Consider the following 16,613-nt stretch of genomic DNA (forward strand, 5'->3'; position numbering starts at 1 on the left):
TTTGAAAAGGGGCGAAGGCCAGCTTGTCTAGGTCGATGGCGAAATACCTTTTGGTTGATGGTTTCAATATGGCGTTCCGCGCTTTTTACGCGGTCAAGGAACTCAGTCGTTCGGACGGTTTTCCGACTAATGCTCTCTATGGCTGGGTTCGCTCCATGTGGAAGCTCATGGACGACCAAAAGCCGGATTATGTGACCGTGTTTTTCGACCTTGGCGGAGCTCAAGAAAAGTTGGAGTTGTTGCCTGAATACAAAGCGAATAGGGCTGAAGCTCCGGAAGGCTTCGAGCAACAGGTGCCGATCATCAAGGACTTGACCCGAGCGATGGGATTCGGGCTTGTGGAGCTAAACGGCGTTGAATCCGATGATTTGCTTGCCGCTTACGCCACTCGCTTAGTGGCCGCAGATTCGACTGCGGAAGTTAAAATCGTAAGCGCGGACAAGGACTTCGCCCAAACGGTTACGGATCGAATCCATCTGCTTTTGCCGCCTCCAACCGCGAACCCACGTTTGGGCTGGAGGAATCTCGATCCCGAGGGAGTGGAGGCCAAGTGGGGAGTGCCGCCTTCCAAGATGATCGATTACCTTTCCCTCATTGGAGATGTCTCGGATAATATCCCAGGAGTTCCCGGCTGCGGTCCCAAGACTGCGGTGAAGTGGCTGCTCGAATACGGAGACGTGGACGGAATTTTGGCTAACTCAGAGCAGATCAAGCCGCCACGTTTCAGAGAATTGCTACCGACTCTGGAAGATCGCTTGTCGATCAATCGCCGGATTATCGGTTTCAATCTCAGCCATCACGAGGGAATTGAGTTGGACACCGGCAAGCTCGATCTCGATGGGCTGTGCAAGATACTGGAAGAGATGGAAATGAAAAGCCACCATGCGGAGGCGTTGAAGCGCTATTCGCAGGGCGAACTTTTCTAGTCGTCTCCGGCCGGCGTAGTTAAAGTTGGCCGGAAAGTGAACTCGGCGAGTAGTCCGCGAGATAGGCGGACATCTGGTCGACCGTGGTCTTAGCGGTCAGCACAAACAAGTGGTCATCTTGCTTCCATTTGCTGATAGCCCAGTCCTCATTGGCCTGCTCGTATCCGATTATTTCCGACGCCTCGAAATTGGGGAAATCTTCCTCCGAACCGATAAAGAGGTGATAGACGGTATCGGCATTAAAGCACATGATGGCGACCTTGTTCTCTGCCCACTCCAGAGGACGGCAGCCCACTCCTTCTAGCTCCAGAAGTTTTGGAGGCAGCTGTTGGGGGAGGGAAAATCCGCTCGCGGCGAGCCAGTTCTTAAGGTTGCCCGTATCCCGATCCATGTAGGAGAGGCGAGGGCCATCGACCGAATAGTTGAAGGCACGCTGAGCTAGCGGACCCTGATAGTCGTCGCTTCGGTCTATCCCGTATTTGAAGAAAAGGGTGAATGCCATGGCAACTGCGGCCGCCATGGAGAGCCATTTGCTGGTCTGGATGAACCGAAGCCGCTTCCTCTGGCGGTCGGCCATGCTGAGCTTGAGCGCGGATTGCAGGTCGGCAGGCACGGGGACGCTCTTCAAGGAGGCGCTCAATTTTTGGTCCGAAGATTTCTGCTCTTCCCACCAGGCGGATAGCTCCGAATCATTTTCGGTCAGCTTTTTGGCAGCTTCGAATTTTTCGTCATCGTCCGGCTCGTGGCCGAGCGTGTAGCTGCTCAGGATCAATTTCGCTTCCTGCTTATCCATTTGAAGTGTTCCGGTTGGTTTTGGAGAATTGGACGAGGTTCTCTTTCTCTTTAGGCTGGGAAAGGTGGCTTCTTAGCATGTCTTTACCTCTTGCCAGACGCGACATGACAGTCCCGATTGGTATTTGGAGTATGGATGCGATTTCCTTGTAGGAGTAGGATTCTAGATAATAGAGGGAAACGACTTGTCGGTATCCGTCTTTCAAGGCGAGGAGCCCTTCCATGACATCTTGAGCCTCGCTGGCACGGATTTGCGGGCTTTCCTCTTCCATTTCAATCTCTACCGGGGCGCTTTCCTCCCAGGAGTCGAAACGCGAGCCGCGTTTGGCGATACGTAGAAATTCGCGGTAAAGGGTCGTGTACAGCCAGGATTTAATGGCCGCTGCGGAGCGGATCGAGGAACGCTTCTTGGCGAGCCGCAGGAAGGCCTCTTGAGTTAGGTCCCAGGCATCGTCGGCCGACCGGGTCAAACTCATGGCGAACCGGTAGAGATTTTGGTAATGATCGTCTACGATCGTTTGAAGTTCAGACGACATCTTGGTTAGGTTTGGCGATAAGGTTAGGTAGGACCATCGCTTTGTAAGAGCGTGCGAGCTTTAATTTATTCCCGTTTTTTAGCGAGGTCGAAAATTTGGCTTAGTTGGGGGACTGTTTTTATTCGATTGCTTAGGCAGGCTCTGGCGTTATCAGGCTTTGAAAATGAGCAAGGCCCCGATTCAGATCGTAGACATTGTACTTCCACTCGAGCAGTCGGAGGACGTGGAAACGTGGAAGAAAAAGGCGGCCCGAAAGCTCAAGATCCACCCTAAGTCGATACAGGACATTCGCTTGCGGAAGCACTCCATCGATGCCCGCAAGTCTCCGGTCAAAATCCAATTGCGATTGGAGCTCTCCACGCACGGGCCTTTGCCTTCGGATCCGGTGTTGAAGCCGGACTACAAGCCGGTCGCCCTTGGAGCGCGAAAGCTTGTCATTGTGGGAAGCGGCCCTGCAGGATTGTTTGCCGCATTGCGTTCCATCGAGCTTGGATGGAAGCCGATTGTTCTGGAGCGCGGAAAAGACGCGATTTCGAGGCGCTTTGACTTGGCTCCCATTTTGAGAGAGGGGCGCGTTATCGAGGATTCCAACTATTGCTTTGGTGAAGGAGGTGCTGGGACGTTTTCTGACGGCAAGTTGTACACGCGAGCCACCAAAAGAGGACCTGTTCGCTTTGTTTACGAAACACTTGTTTCGCATGGAGCTCCGCCGCGAATTTTGACCGATGCCCATCCACATATCGGATCAAACCTGTTGCCCAACGTGGTGCGAGCGATGCGGGAGTCCATCTTGGGAGCTGGCGGCGAGGTGCATTTCGAAACTAGGGTAGAGGGGCTAATCCGGTCAGGCGATGGGAAGCGTCTTGTCGGAGCGGTTTCGCACGACGGACGGGAGTTCGTGGGCGAGTCATTGATATTGGCCACGGGACATAGCGCTCGGGATATTTACCGCTTGCTGCACGCCGAAAAGGTTCGCTTGGAGCAAAAGCCGTTTGCGGTAGGAGTGAGAATTGAGCACCCGCAGCCGCTGATCGACAGTATCCAATACCATTACGAGCGAGGAACGGAGCGTCCCAGGATTTTGCCTGCTGCCAAATACCGTCTAGCTACCAAGATTGAAGATCGGGGCGTACACTCGTTTTGCATGTGTCCGGGTGGCTTTATCGTTCCGGCCGCGACTGAAAACGATGAGGTAGTCGTGAACGGGATGTCTCTCGCTCGTCGCGATTCTCCTTTTGCGAACTCTGGATTGGTGGTTACGGTTGAACCGGAAGATACCAAGGAGTTTGAAGCAGAGCATGGCATATTGGCAGGCCTCGCATTTCAGAAGAACCTAGAGCGAGTCGCCTCTGTATCGGGTGGGGGAATACAGAAAGCTCCCGCCCAGCGAGTTACGGATTTCCTTAAAGGCAAGCTATCTAGCGACCTGCCGAAAAGCAGCTATTTCCCGGGCTTAACCAGTTGCAGACTCGACGAGCTGATGCCGGAGTTCATCACCTGGCGCATGCGGGAAGGGCTCGAGCAGTTTGGTAAGTCTATGAAAGGTTACATAACCGACGAATGCAGTTTGATCGGTTTTGAAACGCGTACTAGTTCACCGGTGCGTATCCCGAGAGACGAGGACTCCTTGCAGCATCCTGATCTGCCCGGTTTGTATCCGTGCGGTGAGGGTGCTGGCTATGCTGGCGGTATTGTATCCGCCGCTCTGGATGGCGTGCGTTGTGCGGAGGCAGCCTGTTCCGTACCCGCCTAATCCGTATTCGCTCATGTCCTACGCCCAACAAGTCAAAAGCCTGCCTTGGACCCGTGGAGTCAAGGTGCTGGAGTGCGACTTGAATGGAGTTGTGGCGGTCGAAAAGCCGGCTGGTACCTTGTCTCACCCAAATCGAAAAGGGGATAAGGGACGGGCATTGCTTGACGCCGGCTATGACGAAAAACAACAAGCGTACTTGATCGGTGGAGACGAAGAAAACGCATTGGTTTATCTTCTGAATCGATTGGATTCTGCCACTTCGGGAGTCGTGTTGCTATCGCTGAACAAACCTGCAGCAGACTCGGTTTTGGACGCATTCAAGCAAAAGAAGGTGAAGAAAATCTACCAAGCTTTGGTCTTTGGGTTCCGTCCGGGTGGCTCACCTGTCTGGAGAGATAAACTTAGCGTGCGCAAGGCAGAGGGAGGAGTGAGAGCTGGGGTCGGCGGAGGTCTCCATGCTGAGACAAAACTCGTTAAAGCGGAGGGCTTCCCTGGCCCGCTGGCTGTGAGCCGATTAACTCTCATGCCTGTCACGGGACGGACTCACCAGCTTCGCATCCAGACTTCCAAGCGAAATATGCCAATTGTCGGGGACCGTACCTATGGTGACTTCTCTAGGAATAAGGTCGCGGCTAAGAATGGCCTGAAAAGGCTTTGTCTCCATTGCGTAAAGACTGAGTTTGAGTACAAGTTAGCCCACCGCTTTTTTCGATTTTCAGCCCAGTCTAAATGCCCGTTCTAAGAGTATTAGCTCTCGTTTTAGGTTGTGCTAAAATCGGTGTATCCCTTGTTTTTATAACCCCTGATCACTCAGTCATTTCCGAAAGAATATAGCTTCGTTTTGGTCTTATAGCATTCTCTGTGGACCCGAAACAAACACGAGAAGGCATTCGAAAACCTGCTCCTTTTCTCGGGATTAATCCTATTGACAAGGCATCGTTTCGCTCCCAATACGTTAAATCTACCTCACTGACTACCCCTGCCTGATTGTGTTTTGGTTTCTGCTATACCCCAAAAACAAACACGTGTGTGGTTTTCAGTTTTCCGAACAAACCCATACTCAATAATGTCATTCTACCAAGAATCTACCCTATGCGTGGCCTTAGGTCGCGCCTCGCGGGCGGCGCTTCGCTATATCCCGCTTTTTATGCTCTCGTTGGCTATGCTGGCGACGGGCTATGCCCAAACTGAAGGCTCTATTAACGGTAAGGTACGGAACGCTTCTACGGGGCGTCTTGTATCCAATGCCAAAGTTACTATCGAAGAAAGCGGTCGCAGCACAACTACCGACGAATACGGTGTCTATCGTTTCTCTGGAGTAGCCTCTGGAGAATACACCCTGAAGGCAACGTTCCAAGGCATGCACTCTCGAACTGTATCCGTGACGGTGGATACTGGTATTAGCAGTGCAGGTGAGATCAGCCTCGTGCCAAACATCATCGACGAGGACCTTAGCGATGAAGAGATCTTCGAGCTGGATGCCTTCGAGGTCGATGGTAGTCAGAACTACGATGCCAATGCCATGGCTCTCAATGAGCAGCGAAATTCCGAAAACCTCATATCGGTTCAGCATGCGGAAGCATTCGGTGAAATAGCGGAAGGCAATATCGGTGAGTACTTGAAGAACTTGCCAGGTGTTTCCGTGAACTATGTCGCTGCCGACGTGCGTGCTATCAAGATGCGTGGCATGAGCCCTGCCTTCACGCAAGTGACAGTAGACGGTTCTCAGATGGCGAGTGCGGGATCGGGTAATGCGATCCGTTCCTTCGAACTTGAACAGGTGTCTTTGGCTAACGTTGAGCACTTGGAAGTATCCAAGCTACCACGACCAGACATGTCCGCAAACTCGATCGGTGGTTCCGTGAACTTGGTCAGTAAGAACGCTTTCGCTCTTGGTAAGCAGTTCAACTACAAGGTATCGCTCAATATGAACAGCGAGTACTCCAGCCTCAGTAAGTCACCAGGCTGGCCTAGCGATGTTGAACGTTCTAAGGTGCTGCCTAACTACGAGTTGAATTACTCCGACGTGTTCATGGATGACCGTCTCGGTATCGCTTTGACCTACAAGCAGTCAAACATGGCAAACCCGCAGCAACGCTTCCGCTGGAGAGATTGGCAGGAAAAGCCAAACGATGGAAACGGCGATGTCGACGATATCTACTACACTCGTTTGCAGTTGCAGGACGGGCCTAAGAAAACGACTCGTGAGTCCTTTTCCGCCAACATAGACTATAAGGTAAACGAGAACTCCATGTTCAGCCTCAAGGGCCAATTGAACTTCTACGATTCCACATTTATAAACCGTAATACTGACTGGGGTATCGGAGATTTGGATGCGGATGAGATGCCAGATGGTTACGTCGGTTCCACCGATGACTTGAGCGATCTGACCTATACCTTTGGTGAATCGAATCGCATTTCTCACGGTGCGTCTTATCGCGGAAAGTACGGTAACACCTATCATATCGATGCGAACATGAAGCAGCATCTGGGTGATTGGACCATCGACTATGGATACAGCGTATCCGAAGCAACCAATCACTACCGCACTAATGCACGCGGTTTCATGCTCTACGAATTGGCGGAGCGCATTGATAATGAGTATGCTGAGTTTGTGATGGAAAACGGAGGCATCGCAGCTTGGAACAACTTCACTATCTATGATTCAGATATGAATGTTATCGCCAACCGTGGTCGTGACTATGCCAATACCGAGTTGCGTCGTGTCGAGGACCGACCAAAGGACTCCGTGGATATCATTTCTGGACTTCGTGCAAACGCTCGCAAGGATTTCACCTTGGGTGATACTCAAGGTTACTTCCAGTTTGGCGTACGCACCTCTCGCCAGCACCGTGAAGCGGCCGAGTTCAGACTTCGCTACAGCTACAATGGTTACAACGTCGATGGTGAGCAGCTCTGGATGGACCAATTTGTGGATAATGTATTCACAAACCAATCGCTTGGTTTCGGCTACGAAGGCTTTGATTGGCCAAGCGGTAGCCAGATTCATGACTACTTCCATGCAAATTCAGACCAGTTTACTTTCGAAGAAAGCACTGCGGTAAACCACACGATTACCCGTTGGTACGAGTTCGACGAAGATATCGATGCCGCCTACGCGATGGTAAGCTTCAAGTTGTTTGACGACAGAATGTCTATTCTCACTGGTGCACGTTACGAAGATACCAGCGTGAACGGTCTGTTGCCTGTCCGTGGAAGTGCCAACAACTACGTTAATTCGTCAATCGATTACTACTACGAGACGACAGAGGCGACTGATGGTTACGATGGTTTCCATCCTAGTTTGCACATCAAATACGATGTGAACGATAAGCTTCTACTCCGTTTCAGCTATGCGAACACCATTGGCCGCCCAGAGTTCAGCTCCATGTTTGGCGCGACTAGTTTCAACGCGCCGTCATACCTAAATTCCGATACTTTCGAGCCAAACGATCCGGATAGCGTAATGGGATCCGTTTCCGTTAAGAACCCTGGTTTGCTGCCTCGTGAATCAGATAACATAGATATCACTGCTGAGTATTACTACGACGATACCGGTCTCTTCTCCGTGTCACTTTTTCAAAACGACATGAAGAACTTCATCCAGACCGTTTCGCGTGAAATGACAGCTGAGGACGTTACGAAGTGGGGCTTGCCGGACTTTGTTTATGGACGCAACGCGGTCACGCAATCCGATGTCGATACATACGGGTTGGATGAGGAAGATCTCAACGGCACATTCGATTATATGATCTCGGTGGCCACTAACGTAGCGGAGGCGAAAATCCAAGGGGTGGAAATTAATTGGAAGCAAGACCTCGATATCTTCGGAGATTTCTTCAAGGGCTCTAGCATCTACGCCAATGGAACCTTCCTCTCCACCAACGCGGAAGTAGGTGAGGCAGACGACACTCCATATGCCAACGACTTCAATGACTTCGCTAAGAAGACGGTTAACTATGGCTACCTCTTCGAAAAGGGGCCATGGGACTTCAAGCTACGTTGGAATATCCGCGGTGACGAAATCATGGGATCGCGCAACTTCACTGTTAATGGAGTACAGCAGTCTGCGGGTCGCTTCCGTTGGGAGCGTACTTCGATCGACGCCGACTTCGGCTACAAGTTCAGCGAACGTCTGTCGTTCTTTGCCAATGCTCGTGGTATCAACAACGCGCCATTCCGCGAAGGGTTCTACATAAAGAATGCGGCGGGAGAACGTCAGAAGGTACTCGAGAAGGAAGAACGTTTCGGTATCCAGTACCTCTTTGGTGTAAAGGGAAGCTTCTAGACTGCTTGATTGTTCGTATCCAAGATTCTATACGAGCTTGAGGACGAATTGAAAAATTACCGCGGGTGAGGCTGTCCTCACCCGCTTTTTTATCTGACTAATTCTCAGGGGACGGAAGTGTCTTCCTCTGGCTGGAGTCGATTCGAATTCGAAAATGAGATCAATTCATTCGGATTTCAGCCAAACGAAGAAACCCCAACTCTCTGCCTTGTTATGAGTAATTCAAAACGCATCACGACTTTCTTTATAACTTCTGGATTGCTGACTTCCACTATTGCCTTGGCCGCCGAGCCTTTGGCCGAGGTCGTTATTGATAATCCAACGAACTTTCAACGTATCGATGAAGTAGTGACGCTACGATTGGTCGATCTCGGAATCGAGGTCGGAGATCCTGCAGTCGACGAAATCGTAGCGAAAATGGATGGCGATCCCATCCGAGTTCAAGCTTGGGATGCGAACGGAGATGGCGCCGAAGAATCGCTTAGCCTACTACTTGATCTAGAAAAGAGTGGGACAAAAACGGTCGAACTTGAGGTTGAGACGGATTCCCTTCCCAAGTTCGCCCCAAGGACCCAAGCGGAAATTTCTCACAAGGTGGATGGCGAATGGCAGGGTCGAGAGTATATCGGAGGTCATTTCGAAAATGTACAGAAGATGGATACACCGCCGGAGCACACCGACCACTCTTGGTATATTAGATATGAGGGACCTGGCTGGGAAAGTGACAAGGTCGGCTACCGCTTCTATCTAGATTGGAGAAACGGGTTCGATATCTTTGGCAAGCTCACTGATGAAATGGTCCTACAGGGGGTCGGGCAGGATGGATTCGATTCTTATCACGAGGAAAGCGATTGGGGGATGGATATCCTAAAGGTCGGTTCTGCTTTGGGGTCTGGTGGCTACGGGCTTTGGGTCGACGGAGCAGCAGAGCGAATCTCAGATACCGAAGGCCTTAGTTACGAGATTTTGGAGAACGGGCCGGTTTTGAGTCAATTTCGGGCCACTTATCGTGGCTGGCAGGGATCGGATCAGCCTAAGATGGACTTGGTAGCGGATCTTTCGATACAGGCAGGCAGTCGCGTGACCTGGGTTAGGTTAGAGACATCAGAGCCCGCGGGCCCGCTTTGTGCCGGGCTGGTGAAACATGAAGGCGTGGAGGTCATTACTGGCGATACAGACATAACTGGAGAGGCCTTCACTTACCTCGCTACTTGGGGGCCTCAGTCGCTCGATGGAAGCGATCTCGGGATGGCTATTCTGGTTCGCAAAAAGGATTTAGCCAAATTCGCCGAAGATGAGCTAAACGAACTGGCTGTCTTCAAAAAACGAGTACGCGGAGTCGATTATGGTTTTCTTGCGGCTTGGGCGAAAGAGCCCAATGGCATCACAAGTCGGGATGAATTCGTGCGGTATTTGGATCAGTTGGTGGAACGGCTAACGATCGCTCAGAGAGTCGATATCTATTCGGAGCTCGGTCGGGCAGAGAAAGCTGGTGAACTCGTCGCGGAAAAAGCGCTTTATTGGACCAAGCGAATGGGTGACTCCATCCTGGCTCGGCGTGGAGATACTTTGGCTCACGAACAGTATGACCCGGAAGCGAATCGATTTGCCAAGTGGAGTTACACCACCGGCTTGATTTCAAAGGCGGTACACGATCTCGGTGTCGCAACTGGAGAAGAGAGTTATCTCGAATGGGCTGAAAACGTTATTTCGTCTTATGTCAGTCCCTATGGCGAAGTCGCCACTTATTCCTACGAGAGTTTCAACATCGACCAGATCAATTCTGGAAAGATGCTATTGGAGCTTTTCGAGATGACGGGAGAGGATCGTTACCGTGTCGCGGCGGATCATCTGAGAAAGCAACTCGAGGAACATCCACGCACCAAGAATGGAGCCTTCTGGCACAAGAAGCGTTACCCCTGGCAAGTGTGGTTGGATGGCGTCTACATGGGGATCCCGTTTATGGTGGCCTACGAGCAGGCGTTTAATGATTCAAAGAAAGTCGCTGAAGCGGTGCATGAGTTTGTTGTATGCGAGGAGGAACTACGCGATCCAGAGACGGGATTGTATTGGCATGCCTGGGATGAATCCCGTCAGCAAATTTGGGCTGATCCAGAGACTGGCCGTTCTCAATATTTCTGGGGTAGGGGGCTTGGCTGGTTCGCTATGGCTTTGGTGGATACCTTAGAAATGCTGCCGGTAAATTCTGAAGAGTCCGAACTTTTGAAACCCATCTTGCAGGATTTGGCGGCGGCTCTTGTAGCGGTTCAAGATGAGGAGAAGGGAGTTTGGTATCAGATCCTCGACCGTCCCGATGCGGTGGGAAATTATACAGAATCTTCAGCCAGCAGCATGTTTACCTACATGTTGGCCAAGGGTGTTAATCATGGATGGCTAGACGAGCGTTATGGCGACGCTGCCAAGAAAGCATTTTCCGGTATGATAAAAGAGTTCGTGCGTCCGCATCCGGACGGGACTGCGAGTTTGAGCCATATCTGTCTCGTTGCCGGGTTGGGATTTGGCCGCGATGGCAGCTACGAGTACTACATGAGTGAACCGGTTGTAGAAAACGATCCGAAGGGCATAGGCCCGTTTCTGATGGCTGGTTTGGAAGTTACTGCTTTGTTAGAGGAGAAATAGATTATGTTTAAGGCAATGAAAACCCCTTGGTTTGGAATTACGGCGCTTTCGCTCGCCGGATTTGCGCTGTCCGTTCAGGTTCAGGGCGAAACGAAAGAGAGAGTTGTTTCGCAGGAAGAGGCCTACGAATGGCTGGTTGCGGACGAGATCATGGAACGGATCGCCGCACCCGAATTTCGTGATGCCGTGTACGATATACGTGAATACGGAGCGAAAGAGGGCGAAGAGAACGTCGACGCGGGAGACGCGATAGCCGAAGCTATCGAGGCATGTCACTCTGCAGGGGGCGGCAAGGTGCTTGTGCCAGCTGGAACGTACTACACCGGGCCTATTCATCTTTTGAGCAATGTGAACTTGCACTTGGAGGAGGGGGCTACTCTGAAGTTTAGTACGGATCCGAAGGATTACCTTCCTGCGGTGTTTACACGTTGGGAAGGTGTGGAGCTGTATAATTACTCCGCCCTCATTTATGCCTACGACCAGCAGAACATTGGTATCACCGGCAAAGGCGTTCTGGATGGGCAAGCGGGTGACGATGCTTGGTGGTCCTGGAAGGGCCGTTCCGAGTGGGGATGGGAGGAAGGCATGCCGCATCAAGGTCCTGCCCGAGCTCGCTTAATGGAACAGGCCGAAGCAGGAGTTCCCGTGGAAGAGCGAGTTTACGGGGAGGGCGATTACCTGCGTCCCAATTTGATTCAGCCCTACAAATGCGAAAACGTTTTGATCGAAGGGGTGACGGTTAAGAATTCACCGATGTGGAATCTCAACCCCGTGCTTTGTCGCAATGTAATCGTGCGAGGAGTGAACATTTCGAGCCACGGGCCCAACAACGATGGCTGTAACCCGGAGAGCTCCAAGGACGTGCTGATCGAGGACTGCATGTTTGATACTGGCGACGATTGTATCGCCATCAAATCGGGCCGCAATAACGACGGACGAAGAGTCAACGTACCATCTGAAAACATCATTGTCCGTAATTCGAACATGGCTGAAGGTCATGGAGGGGTCGTAATCGGCAGCGAAATTTCTGGCGGCGTGCGGAACGTGTTTGTCGAAAATTGCGAAATGAACAGCCCGCATCTGGAGCGAGCGCTTCGTATCAAGACGAACTCGATACGTGGAGGTTTGATCGAGAACATTTTCGTACGCGACGTGCAGGTGGGAAGCGTGGCTGATTCGGTTATTAAGGTAAATTTCCTCTACGAGGAAGGAGACGCGGGCGATTTTGCTCCAGTTGTTCGAAACATCGTAGTTCGCCGCCTCGTCAGCGCCAAAAGCAAGTATGCCCTTTTCGTGAAAGGCTACGAGCACACGCCGATCACTGGTTTGCATCTCATAGATTGCCAGTTCGAAGGCGTGGAGAAGCCCAGCGTCTTGCTCAATATTCAAGAACTACAGCTAGATGGCGTGCTAATGAATACCGGCGCCAAAACTGATAGTTGGGGCAACCCCCTCTAGGCTTTGGGGGCGATTATGATGCCAGACTCCTTTTTCAATTGATTCCTTACTCCTGTGTGATTTTCTGCAGGATACCCTGAGGCTCTAGCGAGCCTCGCCCCCGGTAACTAAAGACTATGGATAGAAAATCCCTTTCATTTCTCGCTGTTGGATTCTTTGTTGGAATTCTTGTCAGCAGCGTCTCTTTCTCGTTCATCACGGCCAACCGTGGCGACTCCGTATCCAGCGCCCGAGTACTCAAGCTCGCCCATGGATTAGACACGGCCCATCCGGTGCACCTCGGAATGGTGCGCATGAAGGAACGCTTGGAGGAGCTATCTGGCGGGACGATGACCATCGATATCTATCCCAGTGGGGTTTTGGGCTCGGAGGTCCAGTGTATCGAGCAGCTGCAGGGCGGTGTGTTGGCCATGACCAAGACTTCCACGGCGGCTATGGAGAACTTCATTCCCGAGTTCGGCGTTTTTGGTGTGCCTTACCTTTTCAAGGATGAAGAGACTTATTGGAATATCCTCGATGGCGAGATAGGCACCGAATTGCTTTCGGTTGGCGATAAGGCCGGACTGCACGGCCTTTGTTATTACGACTCTGGTAGCCGCAATTTCTACAGCACGAAGAAGCCGATTCGCAGTCCGAAGGATTTAGTGGGCATGAAGATCCGCGTGCAAAATAGCCGCATGGCTATGGCGATGATCGAAGCGATGGGAGGATCGCCCACTCCGATCGCTTGGGGTGAGCTTTATTCTTCCCTCGCGCAGGGAGTCGTTGATGGAGCTGAAAACAACCCGCCGAGTTTCGAATCCAGCCGACACTTCGAGGTGAGCAAGTTCTTTACCCCTGATGCCCATACCCGCGTTCCGGATCTGCTTATGATTAGCAACCCGGTCTGGGATTCTCTGACTTCCCAGCAGCAACAATGGCTGCATGACGCTGCAGTGGAATCTTCCGCCTATCAGCGTGAACTTTGGGCAGAGAAGACCAAGGAGTCTTTGGCTGCGGTAGTGGCAGCGGGAGTGGAAATCGTGGATTGCGATCCGGCCGAGTTCCAAGCCGCCTGCGCTTCAATCGCTGATACGTTGGTCGGCACCCCGATGGAGCCATGGCTCAATAAAATCCAAGCGGCCCAGTAAGATGAGCGACTCTGAGAATAAGTTATTGAGCGCCGCGGTATCCTTGCGGAAGAAGCTCACCTTCGTCCTCCAGTGGATTGTCATCATCCTGATGGCGGCTCTGGTGTTGGATGTTTTGTGGGGAGTGATCTCCCGCTATGCCCTTGGGCAGCAAGCAAAGTGGAGCGAGGAGCTAGCACGCTTGCTTTTGATTTGGGTAGCCCTGTTTGGAGCAAGCGTAGCCTTCAGCATGAAGGCTCACCTTGGACTGGATTACTTTGCCGAAAAACTACACCCGGCGGCCGGCAAGCTCAATTCGGTCATCGGTGCAGCGATATCTCTAGCTTTCGCGATAATCGTTTTTCTTTTTGGAGGCTGGGTCCTGATGAAACAGGCCATTGACTCCGGACAAACGATGGTAGCCCTGCCGCTAGGCATGTGGTGGAAGTATGCGGCTCTACCCATCAGCGGTATTTTCATGGTCGTCTTCCTCGCTGAGCAGCTTCTGGAGCGTTGCCTCGCGCCGAGCGAATCCGAGTTGGAAGAGGAGGCAGCCCAATGATCGAAGTTATCCTTATCTTGGTGGTCGTTTTTGCGGTCCTGCTTTTCATGAATGTCCCGATCGCGGTGGCGATCGCAGTCGCCTCGATGCTGGCGATGCTCATCGACGGGCATGATCCGAGCCTGATGGTCGCTTCCAAAATGGCCAACGGCATCGATAGTTTCGCTCTCTTGGCGATCCCGTTCTTTATATTTTCTGGTTTGTTAATGGGGAAGGGCGGTATGGCCCGGCGTCTCATGGACTTCGCTGCTTCTTTGATGGGGCGCTTCCCGGGCGGACTCGGTTACGTCAACACCGTGACCTGCATGCTTTTTGGTTCCATTTCTGGATCTGCCGCTGCAGCGGTTACCTCCATCGGCGGCTTCATGCTACCGGAGATGAAGAAAAAGGGCTACAATAACGAGTTCAGCGTAGCGATCACCACCACCGCGGCCACTACTGGACTGCTCATTCCGCCCAGCAATATCATGATCGTGTATGCGGTCGCTTCAGGTACCGTTTCGATCGCAGCCATGTTTATGGCCGGTTTTCTGCCGGGCTTGTTGATTGGCATTTTGATTATGGCCGTTTGCCTCATCGTGGCCATGCGGACAGCTAAGGCATCTTGGCCCAAGATCCTAACCGCGATGCTTGTAGCGAGTGTTGCCCTAGCTGCCATTGGCGGAGTTATGGTCGGGATTGCATGGTTGTTCCAGCTCACTAAAGGGACCCTTGGCTTTTATCCTTCGCTTGGGATTTGGGGAGTGATTGGGGGCATTTGCATGTTTTTGGTGGCTAAGTTTGCTCCCGAAATCTGGCGATCCTTCCTGTCTGCTCTGCCGAGCATGTTGCTGCTTTTCATCGTTATCGGAGGTATTTTGCGTGGAATCTTTACCGCTACGGAAGCATCAGCGATCGCGGTGGCTTATTCCTTCCTCATCGCGGTGGTGGCTTACCGTGAGGTAAAACTACGGGAATTGCCGGAAATTCTGCTGCAAGCAGGGGTCACTACAGCTGTGATCATGCTCTTGATTGGAGCTAGCGCCGGGATGTCATGGATCATGACCATCGCCAATATTCCGCAAACGGTATCGGCTGCGCTGCTCACGGTATCTGACAATCCTCTGGTGATCATGCTTCTGATCAACCTACTGCTCCTGTTCGTCGGAACCTTTATGGATATGACTCCAGCGGTCCTGATTTTCACGCCGATCTTTCTCCCCGTGGCCAACGAGTTGGGAATCAGCGATGTGCATTTCGGCATCATACTCATCGCCAACCTCTGCATTGGCTTGTGTACCCCGCCGGTGGGAACCTGCCTTTTCCTCGGTTGCGGAGTGGGCAAAACCACCATTGCTCGAGTTACCCCCTTCATGATCCCATTCTTTTTGGCCATGTTTATCGGACTATTGCTTATCACCTACCTGCCGAGCATTTCGATGTGGCTGCCGTCTGCCTTGGGCCTCTAGATGTGACTTCGAATTTTGACCATGCCTTCCGGAAGCAATGAAGATATAAACATCCGCTCAGTCGGAGATTTCGCTAAGCACCTCGGCCTGTCTCGATGGACCGTTTCGAGAATCCTTAATGGCCACACGGGTGTTCACGAAGACACGCGTAAACGGGTGATGGATGAAATGCATCGCCTCGGTTTTCAGCCCAACATGATGGCCCGGAGCTTGAAGGGGGCGAAAACTGGGTTGATTGGAGTTTGCTTTCAGGAAATTGAGTCACCGATTTTGGCTCGTAAAATCTCCAGTTTGCAGGAAAGCCTGCGAACTCGTGGCTTGCGGGCGGTGATGGAAGTTACCTCGGGAGTAGCTGAGGCGGAGCGCGACATCATTCACCACTTCTTTTCTCTGCGAGTTGATGGGATAATTCTCATCGGATCCGAGCTTTCTTCTAAGGATCCGATCTTTAGTCGTTTGGCCCGCGAGAATATGCCGGTCGTGACCGTCGATGCCGCCCAGGATATTCCGCTTCCTAGGGTGGAGCTCGATCGCCACTCAGCTATGCTGCTTTCATTGAGGCACCTACAGCAGCGGGGACACAAGAGTCTCGCGCTTCTGGGCTTGGAGAGCGATCCGGTCTATGGAGCTCGGAGGATCGAAGGGCTCAAGGAGGCCGCCGCCAAGCTTGGAATGGAGTGGGATACTTCATTCCTATCGATGAAGAGCGACAAGAAGACGTCCTGGTCCTACCAGTACGGTTTTGACATGGCTCAGGAGCTACTGCAGCTGGAAAATCCACCTCGCGGTATCATCGCCTTGAACGATCGGGTCGCCATCGGAGCCATGAAAGCGATTCGCGAGTGGGGCTATCGAATCCCTGAAGACTTCGCCGTGGTGGGCTTCGACAATTTGGAAATTGGTCAATGGACTGATCCGGCCCTAACAACCGTTGGGCAAAACGTCGCCGACCTCATCGAACAAGCGGTTATTCTTATCCAAAAGCTTATCGATGGAGAGCTTAGCAGTAAGGAAGCTCCTGTCGTCCAAGTGCACCCCAAACTCATAGTCCGGTCATCCAGCTAGAATTTTATCCGCCGAATCCAATCTCGGCCCAAAACT

At 52.1% G+C, this 16,613-nt stretch carries 12 protein-coding genes; 10 read left to right on the forward strand and 2 right to left on the reverse strand.

Going from position 1 to position 16,613, the window contains the following annotated elements:
* Positions 1 to 35 precede the first annotated feature (35 nt).
* The gene (locus H5P27_RS04285; RefSeq protein WP_185659141.1) at positions 36 to 926 is read left to right on the forward strand and encodes a 5'-3' exonuclease; all 891 of its coding nucleotides are present in this window, start codon (positions 36 to 38) and stop codon (positions 924 to 926) included.
* A 19-nt stretch (positions 927 to 945) separates the two neighbouring features.
* Here H5P27_RS04285 and H5P27_RS04290 read toward each other — a convergent pair whose 3' ends face one another.
* Positions 946 to 1,719: a DUF3379 family protein gene (locus H5P27_RS04290; protein ID WP_185659142.1), complete on the reverse strand. Its 774-nt coding sequence runs from the start codon at positions 1,717 to 1,719 to the stop codon at positions 946 to 948.
* Positions 1,712 to 2,254: an RNA polymerase sigma factor gene (locus H5P27_RS04295; RefSeq protein ID WP_185659143.1), complete on the reverse strand. Its 543-nt coding sequence runs from the start codon at positions 2,252 to 2,254 to the stop codon at positions 1,712 to 1,714. Before H5P27_RS04295 ends, H5P27_RS04290 begins: the two co-directional genes overlap by 8 nt.
* A 163-nt stretch (positions 2,255 to 2,417) precedes the next feature.
* On the opposite strand from H5P27_RS04295, the gene H5P27_RS04300 reads away from it, so the two are divergent.
* From H5P27_RS04300 to H5P27_RS04340, 9 genes are all read left to right on the forward strand, one after another.
* On the forward strand, positions 2,418 to 4,007 hold the full coding sequence (locus H5P27_RS04300; RefSeq protein ID WP_185659144.1) for an NAD(P)/FAD-dependent oxidoreductase: 1,590 nt from the start codon (positions 2,418 to 2,420) through the stop codon (positions 4,005 to 4,007).
* A gap of 13 nt (positions 4,008 to 4,020) precedes the next feature.
* Positions 4,021 to 4,749, forward strand: a complete 729-nt coding sequence (locus tag H5P27_RS04305) for a pseudouridine synthase family protein (RefSeq protein WP_185659145.1) — start codon at positions 4,021 to 4,023, stop codon at positions 4,747 to 4,749.
* 324 nt (positions 4,750 to 5,073) lie between these two features.
* Positions 5,074 to 8,295 carry a TonB-dependent receptor gene (locus H5P27_RS04310; protein ID WP_185659146.1) on the forward strand — a complete coding sequence of 1,074 codons (3,222 nt, stop codon included), beginning with the start codon at positions 5,074 to 5,076 and terminating at the stop codon, positions 8,293 to 8,295.
* A gap of 213 nt (positions 8,296 to 8,508) precedes the next feature.
* Positions 8,509 to 10,935 (forward strand): glycoside hydrolase family 88 protein, encoded by a 2,427-nt coding sequence (locus tag H5P27_RS04315; RefSeq protein ID WP_185659147.1) that lies wholly within the window; start codon positions 8,509 to 8,511, stop codon positions 10,933 to 10,935.
* Between the two features lie 3 nt (positions 10,936 to 10,938).
* Complete coding sequence (locus H5P27_RS04320; RefSeq protein WP_221774602.1) at positions 10,939 to 12,393, forward strand: glycoside hydrolase family 28 protein; 1,455 nt, start codon at positions 10,939 to 10,941, stop codon at positions 12,391 to 12,393.
* A gap of 116 nt (positions 12,394 to 12,509) precedes the next feature.
* A complete protein-coding gene (locus H5P27_RS04325; protein WP_185659148.1) occupies positions 12,510 to 13,523 on the forward strand; it encodes a TRAP transporter substrate-binding protein in 1,014 nt (337 codons plus the stop codon).
* A gap of 1 nt (position 13,524) precedes the next feature.
* Positions 13,525 to 14,064, forward strand: coding sequence for a TRAP transporter small permease (locus tag H5P27_RS04330; protein ID WP_185659149.1), 540 nt, complete (start codon positions 13,525 to 13,527; stop codon positions 14,062 to 14,064).
* Entirely contained in the window at positions 14,061 to 15,512 is a 1,452-nt protein-coding gene (locus tag H5P27_RS04335; protein ID WP_185659150.1) for a TRAP transporter large permease, read from the forward strand. The genes H5P27_RS04330 and H5P27_RS04335 overlap by 4 nt, the downstream gene beginning before the upstream one ends.
* 21 nt (positions 15,513 to 15,533) lie before the next feature.
* Positions 15,534 to 16,577 carry a LacI family DNA-binding transcriptional regulator gene (locus tag H5P27_RS04340; protein ID WP_185659151.1) on the forward strand — a complete coding sequence of 348 codons (1,044 nt, stop codon included), beginning with the start codon at positions 15,534 to 15,536 and terminating at the stop codon, positions 16,575 to 16,577.
* Positions 16,578 to 16,613 lie beyond the last annotated feature (36 nt).

Source organism: Pelagicoccus albus, assembly GCF_014230145.1.
Taxonomy (GTDB): Bacteria; Verrucomicrobiota; Verrucomicrobiia; order Opitutales; family Opitutaceae; genus Pelagicoccus; species Pelagicoccus albus.